Below are 12,263 nucleotides of genomic sequence, written 5' to 3' on the forward strand. Positions count from 1 at the left end.
CTGCCGGGTCGTGACCCTAGCCTGCGGAGGAGGTACTCGGGTCGGTGCCGGACGGCGGGTCGGCCGTGCCGGCGTCCGGGGTGGTGACGGCGCCGCGAGCACCGGTCGGGTCCTGCTGCCCGTTCACGGTTGCCTGCACCACGATCGCGCTGGAGCCTGCCGGGACGGCATCTCCCGTGGTCCACGCCTTGCCGGTCTCCGGGTTCGTGTCGGAGCAGCTCTCGCTCCCGAGCAGCCCGGGTCGGCAGTACGAGATCCGGTAGCCGTCCGGTGCGATGCGCCCGTTGTTGTCCGGCGGGTTGATCACCGGCGCCTGCCCGACGACCGCGCTGACCACGGTCGCCCGCGTGGTGAACGCGGTGGCGGTCGCCGGGGCGCTCGACGCGCAGTACTGTCCGTCGGTCGCGCACGCGGTGAACACCACGCTCGTCTCGAGCCCGTAGCCTGCCCCCGCCCCGAGCGACGCCGACCCGCTGAAGCGCACGCGGGGACCGCCGCCCACCGAGTAGTAGAGGTAGGGCGTGGACGCCTGCGCGGTGGCGCGGAGGCCGACCGCCCCGTCGGCGTCGGCCCCACCGGCCGGTTCGACCGTGCCCGTCGGGGCGTCGGGCGTCTGGTAGCCCTGCACGCTGGCCGGCTGCGACGCCGTGCAGAAGAGCCCGTTGTCGGCGAGGGCGACGTAGCGGTACTGACTCGTGATGCGGTCGTTCGCGGACGAACCGTTCCAGACCTTCTCGGCTCCGGCGGTCGAGCACCCGGACGGGATCGGGGTGGACGCCGCGTACTTCGCGATGCGCCAACCGGGGGTCCCGCCGGCCCAGTCGGCCTCGGACGCGCTGAGGGCGACCGCGGTCGTCGATCCGTCCGGCTGTCCCGTGGCCGACAGCTCCGGCGTGCCGGGGGCACCGACGGCCGAGCCGGTGGCCGACGCGTCGTTCCACTGCACCGGGCTGCCGTCGCGGTCGGCGGCGTTCCGGGCGGAGACCCGCACCGTGTACTCGGCGCCGCTCTGCGCGCCCGGGAAGGAGGTGCTCGTCGCGGTCCCGACGTTCTTCGTCGCGGACAGTCCCGGCCCCTGGACGGACACGACGTAGTTCGAGACGGACGACCCGCCGTTCGGCGTCGCGACACGGTCCCACGCGACGTCGAGCTGGTCCGGCGTCGCGCTGCTCGGCGTGACGCGCACGCCCTTCGGCGCTGCCGGGACGAAGTCGGCGCTCATCGGCGCGGACTGCGGCGAGGGCTCCGAGTCGCCGACGGCGTTCCGAGCGACGACGGAGAAGCGGTACGACGCGGACGGGTCGATGCCCGTCAGGGTGCAGACCGTCGCGGTGCCGCAGTCCTTCGCGACGCCGTTCGTCCCCTGGACCCGGTAGCCGGTGATCGGTGCGTTGTTCGCCTGCGGGGTTGCCCACGTCAGCGTCAGCTGGCCACCCTGGAACGTGCCGGTCCGGGTGGGCGCGCCCGGCGCGTCGGGAGCGTCCTGGACGGCGATGGTCACGTCGCCCCAGACGTACCGGGACGGGTCGTCCGTCGCGTCGGCGACCTGGTACTGCAGGTGCGCGTCGACGGGTTGGGCACGGTCGCCGACGGTGACCTGGAGCCGCGACCGGTCGGCGCTGGGCGTCACGCTCACGCCGGCGGGGAGACCGCCCGAGAGTCCGCGGATGGCGACGACCCGCAGCCGCTGGTCGGGGAACGGGTTCGTCGCCTGGTCGTTCGACAGGACGTCGATGGTCGCGGTCGTGCCACGCTCGACGACCGCCCGGTCCGCCCCGGGCTGCACGAGCGGCCTGGTCGAACCGACGATGCCGACCCGAACCACCCCGGCGCGACCGGCGTTCGCGTCGTCCGACACCCCGATGCCGATCGAGGCGGTCGTGTCCTTCCGGGCGTCCTCCGCCACCGAGATCCGGAGCTGCTGGCCCTGCACGGTCGCGGTGGTGCCGGCGCCCGGGCGGCTGACCACCGAGTACCGGAGCTCCCGGAGGTCGTCCGGGTACGGGTAGTCCGTCAGCTTCGTCAGGTCGAGGGTGCGGGAGTCACCGGGCTGCAGGTCGATCGACGACCCGGTGAACGCCGGCGGCTGGTTCGACCGGGGTGTCACCTTGATCGGGAGCACGAGCGTCGCGACGCGGCCCTTGCCGCCGTTCGCGCTCGACCCGTCGGTGACCTCGAACGAGATCGACGCGTTGCCGTAGTACAGCTTCGAGGACGTGAACTGCAACGTGGACCGGTCGACGACGAGGTCCTGCCCGTTCGCGTGCGTCGCCTTGACGGTCCCGCGATCGGTGATCTGCGCGGTCCGTCCGTTGGCCGTGACCACGTAGCGGTCGAGCGGGATGCGCACGGTGGCCTCGCTCTTCACGGTCACCGCGCCCACGCTGCGGTCCACCTGCGGCAGGGCGTCGTCGAACCCGGGCACGTGGACGAACCCGTAGGCGACGACGTCGGGGTGGTCGCTCCGGGTGACGGAGAACGGCACGACCTGTGACGCGTCCGTCAACCGGATCTCGATCCGACGGTCGCTCGTGACCCGGGCGGTGTCGCCGTACCCGTCGACCACCCCGACCTCGAGGCGGGAGGTCGACCCCTCGGCGAAGAAGACGTTCTGCAGGACGTCGACGGTGACGCTCTCGCGACGCAGGATGTCCTGCAGGTCGAGCGTGGTGTCCTCGACCTCGGGACGGAGCGGCGGGGCGTCGCGGTCGACCGTCACCGTCAGGAACGCGGTGCTGGAACCGCCGCTCTCGTTCGTGACGGTGTAGAGCACCGCGAAGTCGCCCTCGGTCACCGAACGCGGTGGCGTGACCCGGACCTGGCTGCGGTGGAGCACCTCGGCGGTGACCCCCGGGGCGGTCGGCTCGGCCGCGGTGACGGACAGCTGCCCGCCCTCCGGGTCGGAGTCGTTCTGCAGCACGCGCACGGTCACGGACCCACCGGGGCGGATGGTGACGTGGTCGGCCTGGGCGACCGGGTTCGATGCCTGCTCCGCACGGGGGCTGATGCCGACCCGGACCGTGCCGGTCGCGCGGGCACCCAGCGCGTCGACCACCGTGTAGGTGAACTCGTCGGTCCCGGCGGAGTAGTCCCCGGCGTCGTAGGTCAGCGCATCGGCGGCGACGTCGCTGACCGAGCCCTTCTCGGGGTTGTCGCCGACCCCGACGAGCTGCACCGAGTCGCCGTCCGGATCGGTGCCGTTCAACGGCACGGTGATGCGCACCGCCTGCCCCGCGACCGCGCGCGCCGTCACGGTCTTCGGCACTGGCGGGTTGTTCGTCGCGGCGTCACGCTCGCGCACCGAGATCGAGACGGACGCGTCCGCGTACTGCCCGTCCGGACCGTGGACGCGGTAGACCGCGGTGTGGTTGCCGGGTGTGTCCGGGGCGAGGTACCGGAGCCGGTCGCCGGACACGAAGAGCAGCCCGCCGTCACCGGGCACGTTCTGCACGAGCTGCGGGTCGAGCGTCAGCGGCTCGCCCTCCGGCTGGGTGTCGTTCGCCAGCACGTCGATCTCGGCGACGTCGCCGACCCGCACCGTGGCGGAGTCGGACTGCGCGACCGGCGGCTGGATGCGGTCCGGTTTCGGGATCTCGACGACGGTGATCGTCCCGGTGGCGCTGGCCAGACCGTTCGACTCCGTGTACGCGAAGGTCACCGGTGCGTCGAGCGGCGCGGTCAGGGTGACCCGTACGACGTGCTGGTCGAGGATGCTCGCCTCGACCCCGCTGCCGCGGCCGGGGCCGTCGAGCGCCGTGACCATGAGCACACCGCCGGCCGGGTCGGTGTCCGTCGCGGTGACGTCGGTGTCCTTCGTCGAGAGTGTGGTCACGAACACCGTCTTCGGCGTCGTGATCGGTGGCGTCGAGGCGTCGGGCGGAGCGAGCACGGAGACGCGCACGACGCCGCTCGCGGTCTTCGTGCCGTCCGTGACGGTGTACTCGAGCTGGTGGTCCCCCGCTCCGGCCCCCTGGACGCGGAACGTGCCCGCGTCGTAGGACGGGGTGACCGTCAGGCCGCTCGACGAGGAGACGCTGGTGAGCGTGACGGCCCCGTTGCCCCCGCGGACGTGGTCGAGCGGCGTCACCGTGAACGCCTTGCCCGCGTAGCCCTGCACGGCGAACGCGTCGGCGCGCAGCGGCACGCTCCCCTGGGCGGCGACACGCACGGTCATCGATCCGCGGCCGGGGTCGCGGCCGTCGCTCACGACGAGCTGGACGCTGCGGTCACCGGTGCGACCGCTCGCGTTGCGGAAGTCGAGCAGCCCGTCCGGTGTCGTGGAGACGCGGTCGCCGTCCGCCGAGGCGGACTCCAGGTAGACCGGGTCGCCGTCGGGATCGACCCAGTCCGACAGCACGTCGGTGACGACGTGCCCGTTCTGCACGACGTCCGCCGAGGTGCTCCGGACCTGCCGCGGTGGCTCGTTCTCGGACTCGGGGCGGACGGTCACCCGGACGGTTGCGCTGGCCGACCCGCCGTTGCCGTCGGTGATCGTGTACGGGAACGAGAGCGTGCCGCTGGCCTCCGCCGTGAGCGAGACCTGGAGCCGTTGGCCGTCACCGACGACGGCGACGCTGCCCTGGCCGTCGGGGACGTCGCCGACCTCGCTGATGACGAGTGGGTCGCCGTTGGGGTCGTAGTCGTTGAGGAGCACCGGCAGGCTGGTCGTGCGACCCGGTCGTGCGCCGAGGTCGTCGTCCACCGCCACGGGCGGCTTCTGCTCCTTGTCCACCTGCGGGTCGTCGTCCGACACCCGTTCCTGCTGCCGCTCGTCGTCCTGGTCGACCAGGTCCGCCCAGTTGTCGATGAGCTGTCCACTGCGGCCGATGGCCCACGACCGCCCACTGCGCGGGTCGTTCGCCACGACGGTGTCGCCGTTGTGCACGATCTGCAGGTCGTCGGCGTCGGCGGTCTGCGCGAGCCGCTGGAGGCCGGTGCCCCGACACGAGTCCATCGCCTGTCCGCCCGCCCACGCGGCGTAGGTGCAGGAGCCGACGACGGTCGGTCGTGCCGCTCGACCCGACACCCGGAGCGCGGTCCGGTCCACCTGACCGGAGGCGGAGACGCGCACCAGCCCGGCCGTACCGGCGACGAGGACCGTGGACGAGGAGTCCGAGGACCGCTGCAGCGCGGGCGATCCACCGACGCGGTCGCCGAGGTCGACGCTGTCCCCGTCGACCGAGAGCTGCCCCGAGGTGCGGTCGAGCACGGCGACGTGGTCCCCGAAGGACGCCACCTGGAACTCGTGGCTGCGGTCGAACCGGACCTCCCACCGCCGCTCGACGGTCAGCTCGGTGCCGACGTCGACGAGGGAGGCGCGGCCGGTGCGCGGCGAGTACACCGCGACCCGCTCGTCGGAGGCGTCGAGGACGGCGTCGGCGCCGAGGCTCAGGTCGGCCTTCGTGGACGCGTCGAAGTCGGACAGCTCGGCCGCCGGGGTCGCCCAGAGCTCGCCCGTGTCGCCGTTCCCGACCACCGCGGTGTCCCCCGCGAAGAAGACCTGCGGCGAGCCCGCCGGCAGCGTCACGGCATCGCCCACGGTGGCGTCGGCGACGTCGACCTTCGCGACGGTGCCCTTCGTGCCGTCCACGCTGTACACCTCGGAGTCGCGCTGCACGACCGAGAGGTCGTCGCTCGGGGTGTCGACGGCGGTGTTGAGCTCGAGCACGCCGGTGTTCGCGCGCCCGACGGCGCCGTACTCCGCCGACGGCACCCAGACGGTGCCGTCCCCCAGGTCGACCCGTTGGGTGTGGTACCCCGTGGACACCACCGCGGCGGTCGCGACGACGGCGCCGACGAGGATCGACGCGCAGGCCGTCACCGCCGCGGAACGGTGCTCGGCGAGGAACGCCCGGATCACCCGGCGCTCCCGATCGTGCCGCACTGTTCGGGACTCGCGGCCCCCGTCCTGCCGTCCCGGTTCACCGCGACCGTGATGCACTGCTCGGTACCGGGGTCCCCGGACACGACGAAGGTGGTGCCGGTCTGCTGGCTCGTCGCGCCGGCCGACGTGATGACGTAGGTGTCCCCGGCACGGAGCCCGGGATCGTCCCAGCTGAAGGACACCGAGTCGCCTCCCCCGCGTGCGGTCACGTCGCGCACCGTCGGGACGGACCCCGTGCCGGCGCGCGTCACGAGCAGGACGCTCACCACGGCGAGGGCCGCGACCACGACGACACCGGCCGCGCCGGCGACCACGAGGGTCGAGCGCTTCCGGCGACGCGCGATCGTCGCCGACCCGGTGCGGTGCACGGTGCCGACGCTCTGGACGCCGACCGACGTCCCGCCCTGCACCGCCCGCCGTGTCCGTCGGCGGGCCGCCACACGCGAGGGTGCCTGCAGTTCCCGCACGACGGTCCGGTCGCCCTCCGACGACGGGGTGGCCACCGCCCACGACTCGACCGCCACGTCGGCCGGGGTCTGCGGGATCCCGAGCTCCGCCTCGACCTGTTGGAGCCCGCGGACGAACTCCATCACGGTGGCGGGACGAGCAGCCGCACGACGGGCCATCGCCGTCGCGAGCAGCCGTTCGAGCGACGGGGGCACGTCGGTCCGGCCGGTCGACCCCACGCCGCCCTTGTCGATCCGGTCCATCAGGTCTGCCGCCGAGTTCCTGCCGCCCGGGACCTCGAACGGAGAGCGCCCCGCGAGCAGCGAGTACACGGTCGCTGCGAGCGAGTAGACCTCGGACTGGACGGTGCCGCGGGACTCGTCCCCCAGCACCTCGGGCGCGGACCACGGGATGGACATGCCCACCGGCTCGTCGGGGTCGGCGCTGCCGATGGTCGCGGCGATGCCGAAGTCGGAGAGGACGGGGCTGCCGTACGCGGTGCGCAGGATGTTCGAGGGCTTCACGTCTCGGTGCAGCACGCCCTCGCGGTGGGCCGTCTCGAGCGCGGAGCCGATGCGGACACCGACGGCCAGGACCTCGGACACAGGGAGCGGCTCGCGTCGGTAGCGCTGGCTGAGCGACGACGAGCACAGCTCCATGACGAGGTAGGGACGGCCGTCGGCCGCGATGCTCGCCTGGAACACCGTGAGGATCGCGGGGTGCGTGCTGAGCCGCGCCATCAGGTTCGCCTCGGCCTGGAACATCTGCCGCACGCGCTCGTCCACGACCTCGTCGAGGAGCACCTTCACCGCCACCTGCCGGCGTGGCATGTCCTGCTCGTAGAGGAAGACGTCGGCGAAGCCCCCGGAGCCCAGGACGTGGACGGGGGTGAACCCGGCGATCACCGGCGGGTCGGACGGCAGGCGTCGAGCCATCAGCGTCGTTCCCTTCCCCGGCCCGCGGCCGGCCCTTCCGTTCGTCGCGGCCAGGCCATTCTACGAAGGGCGATCCGACGGCCGGCGGCCGCGGGCGTCCCTGTGGAGGACGGCCATCCCCCACTTCGGGGGTGGTCGTACGGGTGCGACGCTCAGTGGCGCGGCAGGGTGTCCTCGACGTCGGAGTCCTCCGGTGCGGTGTCGACCTGCACGACCACCACGGTGACGTTGTCACGACCGCCGGCGACCACCGCGTCCCCGACCAGACGTTCCGCCAGTGCCTGTGCCGCGGGCACCCGGGCCGCGATCCGGGCGATGCCGACGTCGCCGAGCTCCTTGGTGAGGCCGTCGGAGCAGACGATGTAACGGTCCCCCGCGCGGAGCGGCAGCGTCCACCAGTCGGGCTCCGGGGGCTCGCCGAAGCCGACTGCCCGCGTGATGACGTTGCTGTCGGGGTGCTGCTCGGCGTCCTCGGCCCGGAGCAGCCCGGCGTCGACCATCTCCTGCACGACCGAGTGGTCGATCGTCACCCGACGGAGCGCGCCGGACTCGATCCGGTAGGTGCGGGAGTCGCCGACGTTGAAGACCAGCGCTGCCGGCTGCCCGTGGGACGCGACGAGTGCGACCCCGGTCACGGTCGTGCCGGCGCCGAGGGCGTTGCCACCGGCAGCGCGCTCGATGTCGGCGGTCGCGAGCAGCAGCGCGCGCTGGATGTCCTGACGGCTGGTGAAGGCACCGGTGGTGACCTGGTCGAGACGACGGACGACCGCGTCGCTCGCCCGGTCACCCGCGAGGTGTCCGCCCATGCCGTCGGCGACCACGAAGAAGGGTGCGCCGACGAGGTAGCTGTCCTCGTTGTGGTCGCGACGGCGACCGACGTCGGTCGCCGCTCCCCACGAGAGCGTCAGGGGTGTGCCGGCAGCGCCGGGGACGTCGATGGCGTGCTCGGTGGCAGCTCGGCCGAGTTCGGTCACGGTTTCAGGGTCGCTCTCTGGGAGTGGAGGGGCGTGCCGGACGATGGGTCCGTCACGGGGTCGGCGGGAACGGTGGGAGGCCGTCGTCCGGTCCGGCCCGGAGGTGCGGCGACAGGACCTCGATGACGTTGCCGTCACCGATCTCGACGAGCGTACCCGTCAGGACGACGATCGATGCACCCGCCGTCATCCGGAACGGCGCGGCGCCGGGAGGGCGGACGACGGTCCCGTTCGTCGACCGCAGGTCCGCGACGACGGCGGCCTCGCCCTCGGCGTGCAGGAGCACGTGCGACGACGACACCTGGCCGCTCGGCGACGGGACGGTCACCAGGACCGGCCCGCCGTCGACGACGACGCGCGGCGCGGCGGGCCGACGACCCACCACCAGGGGCCGGTCGAGGCGGACCACCCGGCCGCCGACGCGGACCGACGGGGTCCGTCGGACGAGCGGCCGGTCCCCGGCACGTGGTGCTGCCGCTCCGGGCGGCGCCACCGGCAGTGGATCACCGGGTCGAGCACGCAGGACCGTGTCCTCGTCGGACGGCCCGGCCCCCGGTCGCGCAACGCGCCCGGGCCGGACGACCGTGTCGCCGTAGGGGTCGCCGTACGGATCGTCGTCGAGGGCACCGTCGGCGGCCGCAGCGGCGGCGCCGAGGGCACGGAGGCCGGCGCTCCCCGTGCGGGACGGGTCACGACCTGCGTCGGTCGGCGACGGTCGGGCACCGGGGCGCGCACGGATGACCGTGTCGTCGTCCTCGCGCACCGGTTCCCGCACCATGGTCATCCCACCGTAGACGATCCGGTCGACCCCGTGGGGGTGCCCCACGCCGGTCCGTGGCCGGACCGGACCGCGCGCAGGACCAACCACCCGAAGGGGTCGTCCGGTCGGGAGTCGAGGGCGTGCCGGGCACGGACCTCCGCACGGGCGGACGACCCGAGCGCCCAGGCACACCAGGCGCCCAACGCCAGCGCACCGGCCGCCCCCACCGCGACGTCGCCGCCCGGGGCTCCGTCCGCACGCCAGGTCCGCCATGCCGAGGCACACCGGTCGCCGGCCAGCCGGAGTCGCGCGCGGTCCGGCTCCGGACCCGACCCGCCGAGCGCGGGCGGCGTCGGATCGCGGAACGGGTCGAACGGCACGACCGTCCGGGGGTCCGGCCGGTCACGCGCGGCCAGGAAGCCGACCAGCGCGAAGCGGGTCGCGAGGGCGCCGCACGCCGTCGCGACCGCGACCGCCTGCGGTCGGGCGAGCGCTTCCGCGCCGGTGCCTCCACCGGTCGCCGCCGGCGGCGCCACGAGGGCGACGCAGGCGGCACGCAGCGTGACCGCGGCGGCGATCTCGCGCGGGTAGCGCACCAGGGTGGGTGGGAGTCCGTGTCTCGTCGAGGTCATGCACGAGATCGTGACGGGAGGAGCGCCTCCAGACCGGTGAGCCCCGACCCGTCTGTGGACGGCCGCGGCTGTCCGGGCGGTTGTGCAGGAGCGAGCGCTGCTCCGCCGTCAGACCCGCGCGGGCTCGAGGCTCTCCGCGACCAGGTCCCAGCCGTCGTCGGTCCGCTCCACCACGACGCCGTGCTCGCCCGCCCACCGCAGGAGCGAGGCCGGGTCGCCGACGTCCGCACCGGTCCGTGCGAGCAGCGCGGTCAGTCGACCCTTCGCCGTCTTGTTCCAGTGGTTGAGCGCTCGACGTCGTCCGCCGCCGTCGACACTGACCACCCGCAGGACGACCGCGTCGTCCAGGGGTCCGAGCGATCGGTAGCCCTCGGAGCGCAGGTCGAGCACGAGACCGCCGGTCCGAGCGCCGAGCACGTCGCTGGACGGTCCCGGCCAGTGCTTCGCGAGCCGGAGCGCACCGAGCCTCGAGTCGTGCGAGAGCCGGTACGCCGGGATGTGGTCGCCCGCACCGATCGGTCCGAACATCGCGGACTGGACCAGCACGTGGTCCGTCCACCAGCGACGTGTGTCGTCGTCCGCGCCCGTGGCGTCGAGCGGGTCGTAGAGCACGCCCGTGTAGCGCTCGACCGCCGGCAGAGTCGGCGCGGTGTCGAGCTCGAGGTTGCGGAGGCGCTCGGCGACCGACTTCGGTCCGAGCTTGAGGGCCGTCCGTGCCGTGGACTCCTCGGAACTGACGGAGCGGGCCGCGGTGATCACCGCGGCCCGCTCGTCGGCCAGTTCCGGGAAGGACAGCGCACCCAGGTCGAGGGTGCGTGCCGTGTCCCCGCCCTCCCGCTTCGTCTCGGACGGCGGGAGGAGGACGGTCAGTCCGGTCAGGACGCCAGCGCGGCCTGCCGCGCCACGATCGTGACCGTGTCGTGCTCGACCGACAGGAAGCCGTCCTCGGCGTCCGCCGTCACCGTCGAGCCGTCGGCCCGGGTGATGCGGACCTGGCCCTGCGCGAGGGTGGCGAGCAGCGGCTCGTGCCCCGCGAGGATGCCGATCTGGCCCTCCGTCGTGCGTGCCACGACCATGGTGGCGTCGCCCGTCCAGACCTCACGGTCCGCCGAGACGACGCTCACGGTGAGTGCCGCCATGTCAGCGGTTCTCCTTCTGGATCTGCGCCCACTTCTCTTCGACGTCGTTGATGCCACCGACGTTGAAGAAGGCCTGCGTCGCCACGTGGTCGAACTCGCCGTCGGCGATCGCGCGGAAGGACTCGATCGTGTCCTTGAGCGGGACCGTCGAACCCTCGACACCCGTGAACTTCTTGGCCATGTAGGTGTTCTGCGAGAGGAACTGCTGGATGCGACGAGCGCGCTCCACCGTGATCTTGTCCTCTTCGGAGAGCTCGTCGACACCGAGGATCGCGATGATCTCCTGCAGCTCCTTGTTCTTCTGCAGGATCTGCTTGACGCGCGTCGCCGTCTCGTAGTGGTCGGCACCCAGGTACCGGGGGTCCATGATCCGCGACGTGGAGGTCAGCGGGTCGATGGCTGGGTACAGACCCTGCGACGCGATCTCACGCGAGAGCTCGGTCGTGGCGTCGAGGTGCGCGAACGTGGTCGCCGGAGCCGGGTCGGTGTAGTCGTCGGCCGGCACGTAGATCGCCTGCAGCGAGGTGATCGAGTGACCACGCGTCGAGGTGATGCGCTCCTGGAGCACACCCATCTCGTCGGCGAGGTTCGGCTGGTAGCCCACCGCGGACGGCATGCGACCGAGCAGCGTCGAGACCTCGGAGCCGGCCTGCGTGAACCGGAAGATGTTGTCGATGAAGAGGAGCACGTCCTGCTTCTGGACGTCGCGGAAGTACTCCGCCATCGTCAGCGCCGACAGGGCCACGCGCAGACGCGTTCCCGGCGGCTCGTCCATCTGGCCGAACACGAGGGCGGTCTTGTCGAAGACACCCGCCTCTTCCATCTCGCCGATGAGGTCGTTGCCCTCACGGGTGCGCTCGCCGACACCGGCGAACACCGACACACCACCGTGGTCCTGCGCGACGCGCTGGATCATCTCCTGGATGAGGACCGTCTTGCCGACGCCCGCACCACCGAAGAGGCCGATCTTGCCACCCTGCACGTACGGCGTGAGGAGGTCGATCGACTTGATACCGGTCTCGAACATGGTGGTCTTCGACTCGAGCTGGTCGAAGGCCGGGGCCTTGCGGTGGATCGGCCAGCGCTCGGTGATCTCGAGCTTCTCGTCGGTGTTGAGCACGTTGCCCAGCACGTCGAAGACCTTGCCCTTGGTGACGTCGCCGACGGGGACCGAGATCGGGGCGCCCGAGTCACGGACCTCCTGACCACGGACCAGGCCGTCGGTCGGCTTCAGCGAGATGGCGCGGATCAGGTCGTCGCCGAGGTGCTGCGCGACCTCGAGGCCGATCTCCTGCGACGAGTCACCGATGGTGATGGTCGTGTACAGGAGGTTGTACATCTCCGGGATCGCGTCGTGCGGGAACTCGATGTCGACGACGGGACCCGTGACACGGGCGATCCGGCCGACACCGGGCGCCGACGACGTCTCGACCGCGGTGGTGGCGGTGTCGGTCATGGCTGGTGCCTTCCTGAGGGGTTCTGTCCGCGAGCT

8 protein-coding genes are annotated in these 12,263 nt (G+C 72.7%); all 8 read right to left on the bottom strand.

Annotation, left to right across the window (positions count from 1 at the left end; genetic code table 11):
* Nucleotides 1–16: 16 nt before the first annotated feature.
* A complete protein-coding gene (locus tag ACIQFY_RS03200) occupies nt 17–5,860 on the bottom strand; it encodes an Ig-like domain-containing protein (RefSeq protein WP_400338239.1) in 5,844 nt (1,947 codons plus the stop codon).
* Nucleotides 5,857–7,266 carry a serine/threonine-protein kinase gene (locus tag ACIQFY_RS03205; protein WP_251155054.1) on the bottom strand — a complete coding sequence of 470 codons (1,410 nt, stop codon included), beginning with the start codon at nt 7,264–7,266 and terminating at the stop codon, nt 5,857–5,859. Before ACIQFY_RS03205 ends, ACIQFY_RS03200 begins: the two co-directional genes overlap by 4 nt.
* A gap of 152 nt (nt 7,267–7,418) precedes the next feature.
* Complete coding sequence (locus ACIQFY_RS03210; protein ID WP_251159746.1) at nt 7,419–8,240, bottom strand: protein phosphatase 2C domain-containing protein; 822 nt, start codon at nt 8,238–8,240, stop codon at nt 7,419–7,421.
* A 52-nt stretch (nt 8,241–8,292) separates the two neighbouring features.
* Nucleotides 8,293–9,024 (bottom strand): FHA domain-containing protein, encoded by a 732-nt coding sequence (locus tag ACIQFY_RS03215; RefSeq protein WP_400338242.1) that lies wholly within the window; start codon nt 9,022–9,024, stop codon nt 8,293–8,295.
* Complete coding sequence (locus tag ACIQFY_RS03220) at nt 9,021–9,632, bottom strand: hypothetical protein (RefSeq protein WP_400338244.1); 612 nt, start codon at nt 9,630–9,632, stop codon at nt 9,021–9,023. The genes ACIQFY_RS03215 and ACIQFY_RS03220 overlap by 4 nt, the downstream gene beginning before the upstream one ends.
* Before the next feature lie 108 nt (nt 9,633–9,740).
* Nucleotides 9,741–10,511, bottom strand: a complete 771-nt coding sequence (locus tag ACIQFY_RS03225) for a YaaA family protein (RefSeq protein ID WP_400338400.1) — start codon at nt 10,509–10,511, stop codon at nt 9,741–9,743.
* Nucleotides 10,508–10,771 carry a F0F1 ATP synthase subunit epsilon gene (locus ACIQFY_RS03230; RefSeq protein WP_058729238.1) on the bottom strand — a complete coding sequence of 88 codons (264 nt, stop codon included), beginning with the start codon at nt 10,769–10,771 and terminating at the stop codon, nt 10,508–10,510. The genes ACIQFY_RS03225 and ACIQFY_RS03230 overlap by 4 nt, the downstream gene beginning before the upstream one ends.
* A gap of 1 nt (nt 10,772) precedes the next feature.
* Nucleotides 10,773–12,227: a F0F1 ATP synthase subunit beta gene (atpD, locus tag ACIQFY_RS03235; RefSeq protein WP_066654617.1), complete on the bottom strand. Its 1,455-nt coding sequence runs from the start codon at nt 12,225–12,227 to the stop codon at nt 10,773–10,775.
* Nucleotides 12,228–12,263: the final 36 nt, after the last annotated feature.

The sequence above is a fragment of the Curtobacterium sp. NPDC092190 genome, from assembly GCF_044755625.1.
Lineage (GTDB): Bacteria > Actinomycetota > Actinomycetes > Actinomycetales > Microbacteriaceae > Curtobacterium.

Coding starts and splice junctions, on each gene's coding strand:
- atpD (WP_066654617.1), bottom strand. CDS start 12,227: ATGACCGACACCGCCACCACCGCGGTCGAGACGTCGTCGGCGCCCGGT.
- ACIQFY_RS03220 (WP_400338244.1), bottom strand. CDS start 9,632: ATGACCTCGACGAGACACGGACTCCCACCCACCCTGGTGCGCTACCCG.
- ACIQFY_RS03215 (WP_400338242.1), bottom strand. CDS start 9,024: ATGACCATGGTGCGGGAACCGGTGCGCGAGGACGACGACACGGTCATC.
- ACIQFY_RS03205 (WP_251155054.1), bottom strand. CDS start 7,266: ATGGCTCGACGCCTGCCGTCCGACCCGCCGGTGATCGCCGGGTTCACC.
- ACIQFY_RS03230 (WP_058729238.1), bottom strand. CDS start 10,771: ATGGCGGCACTCACCGTGAGCGTCGTCTCGGCGGACCGTGAGGTCTGG.